Origin of the sequence: Falsibacillus albus (assembly GCF_003668575.1) — a bacterium.
GTDB lineage: Bacteria > Bacillota > Bacilli > Bacillales > DSM-25281 > Falsibacillus > Falsibacillus albus.
The window spans coordinates 120,516-137,459 of sequence record NZ_RCVZ01000010.1; the positions used below are offsets into that span (position 1 = coordinate 120,516).

Annotated in this window: 16 protein-coding genes and 2 pseudogenes; 2 read left to right on the forward strand and 16 right to left on the reverse strand. The window is 43.1% G+C overall.

Annotated elements, in window-relative coordinates; genetic code table 11:
* Positions 1–111: 111 nt before the first annotated feature.
* Positions 112–297 (forward strand): hypothetical protein, encoded by a 186-nt coding sequence (locus tag D9X91_RS14670; protein ID WP_121681391.1) that lies wholly within the window; start codon positions 112–114, stop codon positions 295–297.
* Between the two features lie 245 nt (positions 298–542).
* On the opposite strand, the gene D9X91_RS14675 is transcribed toward D9X91_RS14670, so the two are convergent.
* From D9X91_RS14675 to D9X91_RS14745, 15 genes and pseudogenes are all read right to left on the reverse strand, one after another.
* Entirely contained in the window at positions 543–758 is a 216-nt protein-coding gene (locus tag D9X91_RS14675; protein WP_121681392.1) for a helix-turn-helix domain-containing protein, read from the reverse strand.
* Positions 759–767: 9 nt separating this feature from the next.
* A pseudogene (locus D9X91_RS14680) lies at positions 768–1,244 on the reverse strand (DUF2975 domain-containing protein).
* A gap of 205 nt (positions 1,245–1,449) precedes the next feature.
* Positions 1,450–1,901: pseudogene (locus tag D9X91_RS14685) on the reverse strand (NUDIX hydrolase).
* Between the two features lie 46 nt (positions 1,902–1,947).
* Positions 1,948–2,541: a hypothetical protein gene (locus D9X91_RS14690; RefSeq protein ID WP_121681393.1), complete on the reverse strand. Its 594-nt coding sequence runs from the start codon at positions 2,539–2,541 to the stop codon at positions 1,948–1,950.
* A 318-nt stretch (positions 2,542–2,859) separates the two neighbouring features.
* Positions 2,860–3,315: a hypothetical protein gene (locus tag D9X91_RS14695; protein WP_121681394.1), complete on the reverse strand. Its 456-nt coding sequence runs from the start codon at positions 3,313–3,315 to the stop codon at positions 2,860–2,862.
* A gap of 126 nt (positions 3,316–3,441) precedes the next feature.
* Positions 3,442–4,314, reverse strand: a complete 873-nt coding sequence (locus tag D9X91_RS14700) for a serine hydrolase (protein ID WP_121681395.1) — start codon at positions 4,312–4,314, stop codon at positions 3,442–3,444.
* Positions 4,229–5,239, reverse strand: a complete 1,011-nt coding sequence (locus D9X91_RS14705) for an ABC transporter ATP-binding protein (protein WP_121681396.1) — start codon at positions 5,237–5,239, stop codon at positions 4,229–4,231. The genes D9X91_RS14700 and D9X91_RS14705 overlap by 86 nt, the downstream gene beginning before the upstream one ends.
* Before the next feature lie 2 nt (positions 5,240–5,241).
* The gene (locus D9X91_RS14710) at positions 5,242–6,171 is read right to left on the reverse strand and encodes a C40 family peptidase (protein WP_121681397.1); all 930 of its coding nucleotides are present in this window, start codon (positions 6,169–6,171) and stop codon (positions 5,242–5,244) included.
* On the reverse strand, positions 6,161–7,264 hold the full coding sequence (locus D9X91_RS14715; RefSeq protein ID WP_121681398.1) for a mandelate racemase/muconate lactonizing enzyme family protein: 1,104 nt from the start codon (positions 7,262–7,264) through the stop codon (positions 6,161–6,163). Before D9X91_RS14715 ends, D9X91_RS14710 begins: the two co-directional genes overlap by 11 nt.
* Before the next feature lie 14 nt (positions 7,265–7,278).
* A complete protein-coding gene (locus D9X91_RS14720; protein WP_407644195.1) occupies positions 7,279–8,202 on the reverse strand; it encodes a S66 peptidase family protein in 924 nt (307 codons plus the stop codon).
* Positions 8,203–8,629: 427 nt separating this feature from the next.
* A complete protein-coding gene (locus tag D9X91_RS14725; protein WP_407644196.1) occupies positions 8,630–10,255 on the reverse strand; it encodes a peptide ABC transporter substrate-binding protein in 1,626 nt (541 codons plus the stop codon).
* Between the two features lie 39 nt (positions 10,256–10,294).
* Complete coding sequence (locus D9X91_RS14730; RefSeq protein WP_121681400.1) at positions 10,295–11,293, reverse strand: ABC transporter ATP-binding protein; 999 nt, start codon at positions 11,291–11,293, stop codon at positions 10,295–10,297.
* 5 nt (positions 11,294–11,298) lie between these two features.
* On the reverse strand, positions 11,299–12,252 hold the full coding sequence (locus D9X91_RS14735) for an ABC transporter permease (RefSeq protein ID WP_121681401.1): 954 nt from the start codon (positions 12,250–12,252) through the stop codon (positions 11,299–11,301).
* Positions 12,252–13,181: an ABC transporter permease gene (locus D9X91_RS14740; protein WP_121681402.1), complete on the reverse strand. Its 930-nt coding sequence runs from the start codon at positions 13,179–13,181 to the stop codon at positions 12,252–12,254. Before D9X91_RS14740 ends, D9X91_RS14735 begins: the two co-directional genes overlap by 1 nt.
* Before the next feature lie 14 nt (positions 13,182–13,195).
* Positions 13,196–14,020, reverse strand: a complete 825-nt coding sequence (locus D9X91_RS14745; RefSeq protein ID WP_121681403.1) for a M55 family metallopeptidase — start codon at positions 14,018–14,020, stop codon at positions 13,196–13,198.
* 404 nt (positions 14,021–14,424) lie between these two features.
* On the opposite strand from D9X91_RS14745, the gene D9X91_RS14750 reads away from it, so the two are divergent.
* On the forward strand, positions 14,425–15,057 hold the full coding sequence (locus tag D9X91_RS14750) for a hypothetical protein (protein ID WP_121681404.1): 633 nt from the start codon (positions 14,425–14,427) through the stop codon (positions 15,055–15,057).
* 177 nt (positions 15,058–15,234) lie between these two features.
* On the opposite strand, the gene D9X91_RS14755 is transcribed toward D9X91_RS14750, so the two are convergent.
* Positions 15,235–16,899: a glycoside hydrolase family 13 protein gene (locus tag D9X91_RS14755; protein WP_121681405.1), complete on the reverse strand. Its 1,665-nt coding sequence runs from the start codon at positions 16,897–16,899 to the stop codon at positions 15,235–15,237.
* Positions 16,900–16,944 lie beyond the last annotated feature (45 nt).

Sequence of the window (16,944 nt, forward strand, 5' to 3'; positions counted from 1 at the left end):
ATTGTTATATCCTTGCTCTATAGACATTCACACATTTTTCGGTTAGGGCCCGAGTTCGTTCAACATCCCTCTCGCACATTCATATCCAATACTGAGAGGAGGGATGACGTAATGGATCGATTAGTTCTTTTAATGCTGGCCAGTATTTTAGCTGGTTTCTCATTGTTAAAGGTTCCTTTAGCAGGAACATTCTTAGCAAGCATCGAACCAGTTACAACCGTAATTGGCATTCTAACGATATTAATTTTCTCCCTTACCCTTATTTATAAAGGCTTAAGCGCATTGCTGGGTAAGTAGCTTTAAAAGACATCGTATATACTTTCATTGAGATCATACCGAACGCATGTATTTTTTCTTCTTATCTATATAAATATCCAGCGATCAATTGTAAGCGTTATCAAACGGTCGATACTCTCAAAAAGTAATACCTTGTTACATTCAGACTCAAACCTTGAAATCTTCTTAGGTTTGAGTCTTTGTCTTTCCTAATGTCTTTCTCCCATTGAAAAAAGGAGCTCGTTCCAGATGGAAGAGCTCCTATGTCATTTCTTATCGTCGTCCCTGTATTCCACAATATATCCTGGCTGGCATTCCAATGCTTTGCAAATCCCTTCAAGCGTCGAGAATCTTACAGCCTTTGCTTTTCCGTTTTTTAATATAGAAAGGTTCGCCATTGTGATCCCGACCCTTTTTGAAAGTTCGGTTACACTCATTTTCCTTTTTGCCAGCATGACATCTATATTAATAATGATCGTCAAATTCTCACCTCAAACTGTCAAATCATTTTCTGATTTAATTTCGATCGCACTTTTTAATAATCCTTGAAGTACAGAGGTAAAAAGGAAGATCACACATGCAGAAAAAATAATGACAAGACCTATGATCAAGATGCCAGGATGCAAGCCATTTTCAATTCCCAACAATAAATTTCCTGCCAGGTATATCATCATAATAACTGCAGCACAATTCTTTATTTGCTTCAATGCTTGTACAGCAAGCTCTGAGAAAGCAATTTTCCTTTCAATTTAGCCCAATAGCTTCATTGCCTGGTACAAGGCAATGCCAAAAAGGATTGTAGTCAAATATAATCCTACTAGGACAGGATACAGTAAATAGGAAAACTCCGGATTCATCTCTGCTGTATAGTTCGCCAATGGTGGGAGTGCAAAAAGGCATAAAGCAAGTATGGTTAACCCGATGATAACAATGGCGACTTTCAAAAAGATGGTTGTACTTCGATTCATAAAGCACCTCACAAATAAGCTTTAGCCAAATAACACCACTTATTTTTATCGTAATTCAATAAATTTTTATTAAATTTCAGCAATTATAATCATTCCTGCATGCTTCTTGCTGGTTGAGTGGCGTATTCCCCGTCACGATCAACAAACCCGTTTGAAAGTGATTCAAAAAAAGCATTCCTGCCTCTGCAGAAATTCTGATTTGACTCTACCGAAAATGATGCAAATATTCATAGATGATCGGAGCTTCAGGAGGATTAAGATTTGGGGGGATTTCATCTAAATGGAAAAACTTCAAATCTTGAACTTCGCTTTCCTCCATCCTTAAATCACCCGAAAAATCAGTACATATGTATGCCGCAATTACATTGTAGACTTCATCTCCATGGGGATACTGATAATAAAAATCCTCTCCTGAAAAAACCCGAAAGAATGTCAAGTCATTGGCTTTAATGCCCGTTTCTTCATAAAGCTCTCTAGAGGCGGTTCTTTCCAAGGTCTCTCCCGGTTCCATCGCGCCACCAGCAAGGCCCCAGCATTGATTATCCTTTCTTTGCTGCAGCAATATCTTATTTGATTTATCAATCAGAAGAACGCATGCTCCTACCATTATTAATGGGGGCTGCCTACCCTCTTTCTCAATTCCATCACATATCCCATTGTATGTCCTCCAAAATTTTCCTTGGTCGATTACACTATTTCGCCATCACTCATACAAATCCTTCAAATTATTGTCCACTTCCACTCCATGTTTCTCTAATTGTTGGTAGATCAACGATTTATTGAGCACAGATACTTTGGTGGAAGGAAGTTTTATCACCTTGTTGCTGTCTGTGACAAAGTCATATTCTATCAGAATATTATTTCCATTTTTCTTTTGGAAAACTTCATGAACATTTTGAATCTTATCCCAAGAAAATTCAGTAGGGCTTTTCTTAAATAGATCATTATAGTGAATTCCTTGCTGGTCGATGAATACATAGTTATTGATGGAAGAAAAGAATAGTGGCCCGCTGATGAAAATGATCAAAATGCCAGTCAAAAGGCTGGATGAACGGGAAGTTTTATTCTTGATGATCAAATGTACTGCTAAAGGAACTGGGATCCATAACATTCCAAGCATAAAGGTAAAATACGCGGAAAGAGGCGAGAAGAAAATCCAATTGCTTGCAGAATTAAAAATCGACTCCTGAATAAGATAGACGAAAATGAAAGGAAGAATGAAGCTGCTAATGATACAGATGATGATGACGGCTATGATCATATAGTCGTATTCTCCGTTAATTCTTTCAATTTTCATATAACCAGACACCCCATTTCTCATTTTAAATATTTACGATTAAAAAATGGAAAAAGTTTCAATATGCACAAGGAAAAGAGTTTGGGACATAATCAAATCACACCACTTGAAAGATGAACAATATCAGGATAACGCATCGCGGGGCGGCCGGTGATCCTGAAGCCCTCGTCTTCCACTCCAGTCAACAGCTAGCATAAGCTGAAATGAAAAAAATAGCCTAAAAAACCCGGACTCATTCGAATTCTAATTAAAGAATTTGAATTATTTTCCGGATTTTTCATCGATTAAAATATTTTTGATCCAGCATGGAATAGCGTGTTAAATCCCAATCGTTACAATGATTTTTCCTTCGTCTATTTTGTACCTTTTGATGGCTCCGACCGGGATCCTTTGAACCACACCCCAGCCATTGAAGTCAATTTTAATATGATCGTCCAGATACGTTAGATGTGGGGATTTGTTAAAGATTCTTTTGTTAAGGAACTTCATGTTAACTGGTTTGAATTCGATGATTTTAAACAGCAATTCCCTGTCTTTCATTTGAACCGGTTGAAGTGTTATCGAAAATGGGATCGTTTTCTTTATAAACATCTTTCCAACTTCTGCTTTTCCCGTTATTAATATAAGGCCATTGGCTATCTCAACGTGTGTATCCTTAATGTTTTCCGTCTTTTTGATGATTTCGTTCAGCATCTTGGAATAAATCGGGATTGGAAGTCCGCTGTCTTCTTTTACTTTATTGAACTTATTTCTCATTTGATCAAATAGTTTCATAACTAATTCCCCTCTTACAAATAACATTTTATTCTACATAGCTATTCAATTTGGGCCAATTAGTTGCAAGTTCAAGTGATCTTTCTCATAAAGAAAACTCCTTCCCATTTTGGAAAGGAGTGCTTGCTATTGTCTCAAAAGATAATCGGTTATGGCGCATCCAATTTGGTTCATCGTATATTTCCCACTAACCTTATCCACCAATCCATCGATCAAGACGGCAGCGAACACCGTTTTTCCGCCATACTCAAATATCGCACAGTCATGATCGACGCCGTCAAGTTCCCCGGTTTTGTTCGCTATCCGAATTTTATCGGACTCTACCAAGGCAGGTAGTTTGTCCGTGAATTGCTGCTGCCGCATGATCCCGATGATCTGTTGTCGACTTTTCTCATTTAGCATCTCTCCGTGATGGATTTCTTTCAAGAGAGTCACTATATCTCTTGGTGATGTATAATTGTTTCTGCCTTGATGGATGGCATCGAAGTCCATCATCTTCCTTGAAAGCAAGGTCTCCTTCAAGTCCAAGCAGGAGATTAATTGATTAATGGACTTCATGCCGATTTTATCAATTACCAAATTTGTGGCTGTATTGTCGGATACGATGATCATCAAAGTCATTAAATCAATTATATTGAACGTTATATTATCCGATAAAGCCGGAAGGACGCCTGCCCCACCAACCTTCTCTTCCGGATGAACCATGATTCTTTCATTGAGATCCAGCTTCCTTGCATCTGCCTGGCGAAAGGCTTCTAGTATGATTGGTAGTTTTATGAGACTGGCTGAAGGGAAGCTTTCACCTTCATTGGTCATAATCTGTCCTTCGTCTGCAGAGATAAAAAGTCCGATGCGCCCCGCACAGCCTGCCTCGATCCCCATGATTTCACGTTCTAGGTCGTTAAAATTCATTTTATTTGCTTGCCGCGACTTGAGAATGATCTTGGCCGCCGGTAATCTTCTTATCGTATAAATGGCAGGCAACAAAATGGTTCTCATCAATTTCCTGCCAGGCTGGCTTGATTGCTGAGCAGGCATCCATCGCATGGGCGCACCGCGTCCGGAATACACATCCGCTCGGTGGATCGACCGGGCTTGGCAGTTCACCATTTAAAATGATCCTTTCCCGCTTGTCCTCTACGTCCGGATCTGGAATGGGAATCGCTGACAGCAAAGCTTGGGTATACGGGTGCAGTGGTTTTTTATAAAGTTGACTGCTATCTGTCAACTCCACGATATGGCCTAAGTACATGACGGCGATGCGGTCTGAAATCTGTTTGACCATCGATAGATCGTGCGCGATAAATAAATACGTAAGCCCCTTTTCCCTTTGAAGCTGATTCAACAGGTTGACGACCTGTGCCTGGACAGAAACATCAAGTGCAGAAATCGGCTCATCGGCAATAATGAATTTCGGATCGAGGGCAAGTGCACGGGCGATCCCGATTCGCTGGCGCTGGCCGCCGCTGAATTCATGGGGATAGCGGTTTGCGTGGTCCCGGTTGAGCCCCACGTCCTCAAGCAGCTGATATACCTTTTTCAATCGCTCCTTTTTGGTTTTATACAATCCATGGACCTCCATCGGTTCTGAAATGATCTCAGCCACCGTCGACCTTGGATTCAAAGAAGCATATGGATCCTGAAAGATCATTTGCATCTGTTTATGGAATTGAAAGCGCTCCTTCTCATTCATGTCATGAACATTCATCCCGTCGAATACGACATCGCCATCGGTTGCATCATACAGTCCGATGATCGTGCGTCCTGCAGTCGATTTCCCGCACCCGGATTCACCGACGATCCCAAAAGTTTCCCCTTGGTGAATCTTGAATGAAATCCCGTCAACAGCCTTTAATGTCTGGTTTTTGCCAAGATGAAAATGTTTTTTTAACTCCTTCACTTCTAAAAGAACTTGTTTCGTCATGATTATTCCTCCGTCTCCTGCCAATAACGTCTAGCTGCGCAAAGTTCCTTCTCGTATACCGTTTCTGCCAATGAAATGATTTCGATGGTTTTTCCGGTATTCGGGGAATGAAGCATTTTCCCATCCCCATAATAAATTCCGACGTGATGAAGGCTGCCTTTTCCTTCTTCATATGCAAAGAAAAGCAGGTCTCCCGGTGAAATTTGATCCAATTCGACTTTCTCACCTGATTCCGCTTGGTCATGGGCATCCCTGGGAATGATGACGCCATTTGCCTTGCACATGTTGTAGCTGAATCCAGAACAGTCATAGCCATAACTGCTCATCCCCCCCCAAAGATATGGGAGTCCCAGGAATTGTTCACCATAGGCGATGATCGCTTTGCCACTTCCCACCGGGATATGCGCTGCAGATGGATAGACCGTGGTTTCTTCAGCTTTCAGAAAACCTGTTCCAATCGGTGTCTGCACTTTTACAATTGTTGATGTTTTTTCCAAAACAGGCAGTATGGTCTGATAGCTCAATAAAAGAACCCTGTCGTCAGAATCACCGATTAACTTGGCCTTAGCCACGTTAACTACAGCAATTTCAGCATGTGTAACATCCCACGCACTTAATTTGCTTAATTGATCCATCGGCACCCAGCCGGGGTAGCCGCGTTCATCCTTGGAGGATGGCTGATGGATCGCGATGATGTGCGCCCATCCGTCCTTCTCCTCTAGAACCTTCACTTCCTCACCGAACAAAAGTTGTGATTGAACGCGGTTTGATTCACATAAATCCAACCTTGTTTCATAAGTCAATCCAGATAACCAGCCATTCAAATCGGTTGGGTTGGTCACCGCACCGCGATCGATGCCGCGTGCTGAATCAAACTTGGTCCAAATGGTAGCCACAGGGACGTTGACAATCCATTTTTCGTTAGCTGCCAATCGGGACACCTCCTCCTAAATGAATGTGCTGAATGCCAAGGCCAGTAGAGGTAGGGAAAGTAATCTTGCGTCCATTGTAGCGGATGCCGCCTTCCACTACTTCTTTTGCCAGCATAAGCGGAGCATCGAAATCAAATCGGGTGATATTCTTTTTGCTTGCTGCGAAATGAGCTGCTGCCGTAATGCCGAGTCTTGTCTCGATCATACTGCCGACCATGCATTCGACCCCGCAAACCTCAGCAAGCTGGTTGATTGCCTGGGCTTTATAAATCCCTCCAGCTTTCATCAATTTAATATTGATCAAGTCTGCACTTCTTGTTTTCAAGACATGGAATGCCTGTTTCGGGGAAAAGATGCTTTCATCCGCCATGATAAGGGTATCGACGGCATCGGTAACCTGCTTCAATCCATTGATGTCATCGGCCTTCACCGGCTGTTCGACAAGTTCGATATCCAGACCCATATCTTCCATTTTAGAAATGATGCGGATCGCTTCCTTCGGGGTCCAGCCTTGGTTGGCATCTAAACGGATTTTAATATCCTTTCCGACTCTTTTCCTTACCTCCTGAATTCTGATCAGATCAGTAGCAGCTTCATCTTTCCCTACCTTTACCTTCAAGACATTAAAACCTTTTTCAACGTAGGAAGCCGCATCTTCACCCATTTCAGCAGGGTCATTCACACTGACGGTGAAATCGGTTTCGAGTTGATTCTTATAGCCTCCGAGAAATTGATAGAGCGGCAGTTTGCAATGCTGGGCAAGACAGTCATACAGTGCCATATCGACAGCCGCCTTCGCACTTGTATTTCCGACGAGGATGGCATGGATTCCTTGGAAAATAGCTTCATAATGCAATAGATTTTTGTTTAGTAAAAACGGTTTCAAAACGGAATTAATGGAAGATTCTATACTTAAGAGGCTGTCCCCGGTAATGACAACGGTTGGTGGAGCTTCTCCCCAGCCCACAATTCCGTTGTCGCATTCAACTTTGACAAATATCGTATCTGCCACTTCGACTGTACGGAGGGCCGTTTTGAACGGTTTGGTCAATGGCACGGCCACTCTGAAGGTTTCAATTTTATCGATTTTCACTTTGTCATCACCCTTTATTCCACGCCGCATTCGACGGTGAGTTGTTTGTTTGTTGCATCCAAGGTCGCATTAACGCCAAGTGGAACAGAGACATGCGGGGAGCAATGCCCAATCTTGAAGCCTTTGACAGCAGGCTTTTTCACTTTTGCTGTATAGTGCTCAAGCACTTCATCCAAGCTTAAAGATGGATTTCGCTCGCCTGGACCACAGTCTTTGAAATCGCCGATGACAATCCCTGATGCAGCACCAAGCTTCCCGGCCATGTATAGTTGATTGAGCATCCGGTCAACACTGCGGGGCTCTTCATTGATGTCTTCGATAAATAGGATCTTACCTGTCGTGTCGATTTCGAATTCTGTCCCAAGCGTGCTGACGAGCAAACATAGATTTCCCCCGACAAGATTTCCCTCTGCACTGCCTTCAATCATTGTCTCCAATGGGGCAATATCCTTGTTATATTGGGTTTCCATTGGTACGAACAATTGATTCAGCAGTGAGATAGAGAGTTCATCTGCCTCTTCTTTTCCAAGATCGGATCCGAGCATCGGTCCATGGAACGTGGCAAGGCCGGTTTGTTGGCGAATGGCTGTATGAAGGAAGGTAATATCGCTGTAGCCCCAGAAGATTTTCGGATTTTCTTTAATCAATTTATAGTCGATATCAGATGCTATGCGGCCTGTTCCGTAGCCCCCGCAAGCACAAATGATCCCTTTCACATCGCGATCGGCAAACATTCCGTGAAGATCTTCCAATCTTTCCTCATCTTTTCCTGCAAGATAGCCATATGTATGTAGTGTGTTTTTTCCTAGTTTGACGTTTAATCCGAATCGATTTTCCAGGATGGAAACTGCTCGCTTCAGGTTTTCCTGATTGGGCGAAGAAGCTGGTGCGATGACGCCGACGGTATCCCCTTTTTTCAATCGTTGAGGCTTGATCATCAGGAGCACTCCTTTCATTTTGTCTGTTTCCCAGTGATTGTTGCTTTTAAAAGATTTCTTAAAAACCATTTATCTTTGGATTTTGATTGGAGCGGAAGGTGCGAGACTCCGGATGGTTCAGCGGGCAAGGTTAGATCCCACAGCGTAGCGAGAAGATATTAGGCGGATGTTCGATTAAGTTCGGCACGTCCATGTGCCAACATCGAACGACCTCTCATCCTGTGAGGCCCCTCGGAAAAAGAACACCCTTCCGCAGAAATCAACCGCACTCGTTAAATATAGAATCCTGGCTCTTTTCTCCCTATATACACTAAATTGAAGTTGGAACTTTGCCTAAACAATCCTATTTTATTACCTAAAGCAACAATGTATGGGAAAACAGCATTTTAAAAGAGGGGTGTTCGAATCGAACACCCCTCAAAAAGAATTACTTTTTATCAGCCCACTTAAGCTCTAAGTAGCCGACTGGGTGACGAACGACGCCAGTCACTTTGTCGTTTTGTAAATAAACATGATTGTAGAAATGGATTGGAACAATCGGCATTTCATCGAAAAGAATTTTTTCGGCTTTGTACATATCATCAAAGCGTTTGGATTCATCTGCTTCATTTTTTGCATCAGCAATCAATTGATCATACTCTTTATTGCTCCAGCCAGTACGGTTCATGGAAGAACCAGTAATGAAGCTTTCAAGGAAGTTGATTGGATCTGCATAGTCAGCCAAGAAAGAACTGCGGGAGAATTGGAATTTCAATTGCTTTTGTTCATCGGCAAATACGTTCCACTCCATGTTTGCAAGCTTCACGTCAACGCCTAGGTTTTCTTTGAACATTTGCTGTAATGCTTCTGCAATTTTCTTGTGAGTATCGCTTGTGCTGTATGTCAGGGTCACTTCCGGAAGCTTGTCATAGCCTTCCTCTTCCATTCCTTTTTTCAACAATGCTTTCGCTTGCTCTACATCTGTTTTCACAAGGTCTCCATTATGCTTGCGGAAATCTTCTCCTGAAGGATCCTTGAATCCATAAGAAACAAATCCATAGGCAGGTTTTTCTTTGTTTTTCGTTACGAAGTCGACCATTTTTTGCTGATCGATCGCCATCGCAAATGCTTTGCGGATGTTCTCATTATCAAACGGCTTCATATTGACATTGAAGCGATAGAAATAGGTACCTGCTTGATCTTCGACCTTTACATTTCCTTCTTTGAAAAGCTGGTCGGCTAAATCTGCAGGAACATCTGACTCATCCAGTTTCCCTGTTTTGTACATTTGATATTCGGTATTCGGATCATCAACCATTGCCCAATCCACTTCATCAAGCTTGACGGTGTCAGCATCCCAGTAGTTATCATTCTTCTTCATGACCATGCGGCTGTCGTGATCCCATTTTGTCAATTTGAAAGGACCATTTCCAACATATGAATCGGCTTCAGCAAACCATTTCGGATTATCCTTCGCCACTTTTTCATCGATCGGGAAGAACGCAGGATTTGCAATGACGCTTAAGAAATAAGCTTGCGGACTCGTCAACGTGACTTCGAAGGTTTTGTCATCGACAGCCTTCACTTTCACATCATCTGCAGAACCTTTACCAGTATTGTATGCTTCACCGCCATCAATGAAGTACCCTAAAAATGCCGCGGAAGAACCGGTATCAGGATTCAACAGGCGTTTCCAAGCATAGACGAAATCTCCAGCTGTCACATCGTCGCCATTTGACCATTTCGCATCTTTTCTGATATGGAAAGTATACGTCTTCCCATCTTCTGAAACATCCCATTTTTCAGCTGTTGCAGCTTCAGGCTGGTTGTCCTTTCCAAGACGGGTCAAACCTTCCATGATGTTGTTCAATGCATTCCAGGACACTGAATCAAATCCGATTGGCGGATCTAGCGAGGTTGGTTCCTGCCCATTATTCAGATAGAGCACTTTCGCTGCTTTGGAGCTGCTGCTATCGCCCTCCGCTTTACTGTTTGCATCACCATTGGCCGTACATGCCGCGAGACCGAACATCAACACGGCTGTCGATAAAACCCCAAAAACCTTTTTCTTCATGATTTTCCCCCTCATTCAATTTTCATTTCACATCTATGTCTATTTCATTGATGCCAGCATCTTTTGTGCCCGTTCGTCCTGCAGCCAACATTCGACGCGATGGTCCTTCGTCAAACTGGTTTGGAATGGGTACGCTTTGTCGCATACCTCCATCGCATATTCACAGCGGGCGGCAAACGGACAGCCTTCAGGCGGCGAGAACAAATCCGGCGGAGAACCCGCAATCGGTTCTAAATCACCGCTTTCCAAGTCAAGGCGAGGCACAGAGTTCAGCAATCCTTTCGTATACGGGTGCTGAGGTCGGTAGAAAATTTCCCTTCTCGTACCCGCCTCGACGATTTTCCCGGCATACATGACCGCAATACGGTCTGCCACTTGGGCTACAACGCCGAGGTCATGGGTGATCAATATAATCGAAACACCAGTTTTATGTTGAATATCTTTAAACAGATCAAGGATTTGTGCTTGTATGGTGACATCCAGTGCTGTTGTCGGCTCATCAGCGATCAAAATCTCAGGCTCACAGACGAGTGCCATCGCAATCACGATCCTTTGACGCATACCGCCGCTGAATTGATGTGGGTATTGCTTCAACCGGATTTGCGGACTTGGTATCCCGACAAGGTCAAGCATTTCAAGGGCTTTCTTTTTCGCATCGGAGCGTGAAATTTTCTCATGCTGTAAGATACCCTCCATGATTTGATCCCCGACGGTCAACGTGGGATTCAGTGCCGTCATGGGGTCTTGGAAAATCATCGAGATGTCCGACCCTCGGATCGATCTCATTTCCTTTTCAGTGATTCTAGTTAAATCCTGATTGTTAAAAAGGATGGAACCGTTGGTGATCTTCCCGGGTGGATCTGGAATCAAACGCATGATGCTCTGAGAAGTTACGCTCTTGCCGCACCCGGATTCACCTACGATTGCCAGTGTTTCTCCCTTATATAAATCGAAGGTCACCCCTCGTACAGCCTTCACTTCGCCTCCATATGTCTTGAAGGAAACGTGCAAATCGTTCACTTGAAGAACTTTTTCCATGGTGCCTACCTCCTTAGCTTCGGATCAAGCGCATCCTGCAGCCCGTCTCCCAGCACATTGAATGAAAACATCGTCAATGAGATGAAGAAAGCCGGGAAGAAGAGACGCCACCATTGCCCTGTCAAAATGGCAGATAGCCCATCACTTGCCATCGACCCCCAGCTTGCATAAGGAGGCTGGATCCCGATGCCGAGAAAGCTGAGAAATGCTTCGGCAAAGATGGCCGATGGAACGGTCAAGGTCATTTGGACAATGATCGGTCCCATTGTATTCGGCAGCAAGTTCTTGCGGATGATCCTTCTCGTTTTCGTTCCAAATGTTTTGGAGGCCAAAACGAATTCGTAGTTTTTGATTTGAAGCACCTGTCCGCGCACAATCCTCGCCATCCCGACCCAGCCGGTAATGGACAATGCCAGGATGATCGTCGGAAGGCTTGGGCCCATGACCACCGATATCAAGATGACGACAAGCAGGTAGGGCAGCCCGTACAGGATTTCAACGAAGCGCATCATCAGGTTATCAGCGCGGCCGCCTTTATATCCGGCGATGCCGCCATATAAGACGCCGATCAAGAAATCGATCAAGGCTGCAATGACACCGACAAACAGCGAGATTCTTGCGCCGTACCATGTACGAGCAAATACGTCGCGGCCAAGTTCATCTGTTCCAAACCAGTGGTCCCCTGAAGGTGCCAGGTTCTGCTCAATCAGATTTTGTTTCGTCACGGAATGGGGTGAAATGATCGGTCCGATAGTGGCCATGATGACCAACACGATCAGGCAGATCAGTCCTCCCATAGCCAATTTATTTTTCAAAAGCCGGCGCCATGCGTCCTGCCAATACGACAAGCTCGGACGGACGACTGCTTCCGCTTCTGCCAAGTCCTTTTGTTTTGGCACAAACCATTCATCGGGAATATGCGGCGCGACGTTCGATTCATGTTGTTTTCGCAGCTCCATTATTTCCCCTCCTTGGACAGCTTAATGCGTGGATCAAGTATGCCATAAGCCATATCCACTAAAAATAGCATGAAGATCAATAGTGCACTGTAAAAGACCGTTGTTCCCATGATGACCGGATAGTCTCGCTGGTTGATGCTCTCTACAAAATATTTCCCCATTCCAGGGATGGCAAAGATCTTCTCGATTACAAACGTCCCGGTCAATATCCCTGCAGTCAATGATCCAAGCAGCGTCACGACAGGAAGGAGCGCATTTCTTAAGGCATGCTTGATCACGATCTTCATGGGTGACAAGCCCTTTGCTTTTGCTGTCTTTATGTAGTCCTGTGTCAAAACCTCAAGCATGCTCGAGCGTGTCAAGCGGGCGATGATGGCCATCGGACCGGTCGCAAGCGCCAAAATCGGCAGGACCATATGCTTCCAGCTCGTCCAGGTGGCGACGGGAAGGATCCCCCAATTGACTGCCACTTCCTGGATCAGGAGTGTCGCCATGACAAAGTTTGGAACGGATATCCCTAAAACAGCAATGGTCATTGCCAAATAATCAATTACTCCATTGTGTTTAAGTGCTGCGACGACTCCGAGGGCGATCCCCGAAATGATGGCGATGATCAGTGTGTCGAATCCTAGTTCGAAAGAAACCGGAAAACCCCGGCCTAAAAGTTCGTTGACGGATTGAGAAGATTTTTTAATGGAAGGACCAAAATCCAGAGTGACAACTGATTTCATATAAAGCATATATTGCACTGGCAGCGGCTCATCCAAATGATAGAAAGAATTCAAATTCTGTTGGACCGCTTCGCTCGTATTCCGCTCCTCATTGAACGGTGAACCTGGTATTGAATGCATCAAGAAAAATGTCAGCGTGATGATCAGCCATAAGGTCACGATCATAGCAAGAAGCCTTTTTAATAAGTATGTAGTCATTCAGTTCACACTTCCTAACAAAATGTGGTTCTCATTGCTAATTCCGTCATGACAAGCATCGCTTGGTACGCTTCTAATATATTTTTTGCTTGGTAACGGACAATGGTCGTGCCCTGCTCGATTTCAGTTCCAGGCATTAAATTGGCCCATTCTGCTTCACCGTAATTGGTGAATTCAATGCGAAGCAACGGATGATCCGGAGGAGTAAGCGGTTTCACATTTTCTTTATTTTTTAATGCTTCTTCCGTCTTTTGTTGAAGGAGCTGTCCTGCCTTCACAGGCGTCAGTGATTTTGCAGCCGAGCGTGAAATCGACTCCTTCACAATGGCTGTCGTCACATTTGGTATTAATGCCTCCGCTTCTGCAGCAGCTTGGTCATCCCCAGCCACCATAATGACCGGAACACCATAATATCCTGCAACATAAGCATTGAAGCCCAATTCACCTATTGCCACGTCATTTATGTACATATTCCTCGCACCAAATATCATCGAGTGCGACATTACCCCTTTTTGGGCAGCACGTGCATGATAACCGACAAAGACTGCTCCTGAATAGGAATCATCGAGCCCCTGGACCATTGAAAAAGGTTTGACATCCCCGGTGATCAACTGGGTCTCTGGATGCAGTTTTTCAATCAATAAATTATTCATTTTTGAATGGCTGTCGTTGACAACCACTTCCTTGCATCCTTGTTCGAAGGCAGATGTAATCACATAATTTGCTTCGTCGGTCATGATTGCACGGCCGCGTTCATAATTATGCTTCCCCGAGTCCACATGGGTATGGTCGACTAGCCCAGTAATCCCTTCCATATCCACAGAAACATATAATTTCATATAATTCCCCCATTTCCCAATTGCTAATATTCTTAAAATTATAAATTATAATACTATAATTTTCAATGTCATTTCGACTTATTTCAAAGAGGTAATTTGAACTATTTTACAAATTTGATAGGTGAAAAGATTATTAACTGATTAATAATGATGAGCGGGTATTATTTGAAAAATATGGTACAATCCATGTCCATTACCATATTTTTGAATATTATTTTGGAGGGAAAGCGCAGACTTGCATGGAAATCAACAGCGTTTTTTAACAATTCCTACATATAAAATGCTTAATACTGCACGGAAACGTTACGGAAGATGAAGTGATTAACAAATTCTGAGCCAAATCCATAAACCTTTGTTAAAATGAATGAAGGTATTTGTATATTTATTACATCGGAGGTTTAAATGTGAAAATAATCATCTCAATACTATCAGCCGTGATATTGTTCTCCTTATCGGCATGTGGAATTTCATCTGGCAGTTCATCAGTAGATACTTCACAACAAAATCAATCACAAACGGATGCACCTAAAGTTTCAGATAGTAGTCCGCCATCAAATCATTCGAACACGAATGATTCAATTGAAAAGACTAGCCCAGCAGATACAGAAACTCCAGAGAATATAAAAAATGTAAAAGGTTTTACCGCCCTTGATAATCAGTCTTTTGCAGTAAATTTCAAATCGTGGGGGAATGTTAATTTTGTATCGGGAAAAATTACAGGCGGCAATCACATACCGACCGTCTTTTATTTAACCAATGCAAACGGAAACATTCTTTATAGCTTTGATGATGCACCTTTCCCCTATAATGTAGATGTTCAAGCAGTTTCATTTCAGGATGTAAACAAAGATGGATTGAAAGATATCATCACCATCGTTTCTGATAACGAAAATGACGGAAAACGAATCGCTGCTGTTTGGTTACAGAATGCTGACAAAAAATTCACTTGTGACCCGAAACTATTTCAAGAGATGAATGAGTCTAGAAACAATAAAGATATAAAAACCATCGCAGATTATCTTTCTAAAAAGTTCTAAAAAAGCATTGGCAACGATACTTCACCATATAGGGAATTTCTCTGTTAACAATAACTATAGAAGAAAAAAATGCCTATCAAGTGTGATAGGCATTTTTTTGGCTCTTTTTATTCATCACTATAAGGATGAATATGATGTTTGTCTTTTTCACTCACAAGTAAGAAGTGTGCTTTTGAATCATTTCACTCTGTAAACCCGGGCTTCATACGGCTTCAAATTTAAGACCGGAGTCGCTGAATGACCTTCAACGTCTAAATTTGAAAGAAGTAGACGATCGCTTTCAACCTTGAAACTTAAGTCGATGGAAAGTGCAGGTTTATCACTCAAATTTGTGACAATGACGACTTTTTCATTGTCCAGCGTTCGTGTATATGCATAGATTTGACTATCTTCAGGAAGCAATAGATCGTACGTTCCATACGTGAAAACGTCGTTTGATTTTTTTAATTTGATCAGTTGTTTATAAAAATTCAATACAGAATTTTCATCCTTCAGCTCTGCTTCTACGTTGATTTCCTTGTAGTTGGGGTTTACGCCCAGCCAAGGTGTGCCAGTCGTAAAGCCGGCATTCTCTTCACCGTTCCAATGCATCGGGGTGCGGGAGTTGTCGCGGGCGGTTGCCCAAATATTTTCCATGATTTCTTCGTGGGGCACACCATCCTCGCGTTTGATGCGATACATATTTTTAATCGCGACATCATTGTATTCTTCAATCGTATTGAATTTTACATTCGTCATGCCGAGCTCTTGTCCCTGATAAATGAATGGTGTGCCCTGCATCAAGAAGTACATTGTAGCGAAAGCGGTTGCACTTTCACGCCAAAACTCCTTGTCATTTCCCCAGGTCGACACAACACGTGCCTTATCGTGATTTTCAATGAACAACGCATTCCAACCGGAACCTTCCAAGCTCTTTTGCCATCTGGAAAGACATTCCTTCAGCTCGACGATATCCAGCTCTTTTTTCTTTTCAGCGTCCCAAAGACTTAAATGCTCGAATTGGAAAATCATATTGAACTTCCCTTTATCCTCATCGACCCATTGATCGATTTCATCGACACTGACGCCATTTGCTTCTCCGACCGTCATGATATCGTATTTGGAAAACGTCTCATCCTTCAATTCCTGAAGGTACTTCTGAATCCCCTGAACATTCATATGCTTGTCAAAGGAAGAAACATATTTCAGTCCTTCCGGGTTCGCCATATCTTTAAGTCCGTCTTCCTTCATAATATGACTGATTGCGTCGACCCGGAATCCGTCGATGCCTTTATCAAGCCACCAATTGATCATATTGTAAAGCTCGCTCCGCACTTCCGGGTTCTTCCAATTTAGATCGGGCTGTTTGCGTGAGAATATATGCAAATAATATTGTTCGGTCTTTTCATCGTATTCCCAGGCAGATCCGCTGAAAATGCTTTCCCAGTTATTCGGCTCTTGACCAGCCTTCCCGTCGCGCCAAATATACCAATCGCGCTTCGGGTTATCTCTTGAGGATCTCGATTCAATGAACCACGGATGTTCATCACTCGTATGGTTGATGACCAAATCGATGATCAGCTTCATGCCTCGGTTATGAACTTCTTTCATCAACTGATCGAAATCATCCATATTACCGAAATCAGTCATGATGTCCTGGTAATCACTGATATCATAGCCGTTATCATCATTTGGTGATTTATACATCGGACAGATCCAAATGACATCGATTCCCAAATCTTTAATGTAATCCAGCTTGGAGATCATACCTTGCAAATCACCGATTCCATCGCCGTTCGAATCCATGAAGCTTCTCGGATATACTTGATATGCTACCGCTTCTTTCCACCATAATTTCTTCATCTATATCCTCTCTCTCGTGAAAAAACTTATATTTAATGCGCTTTT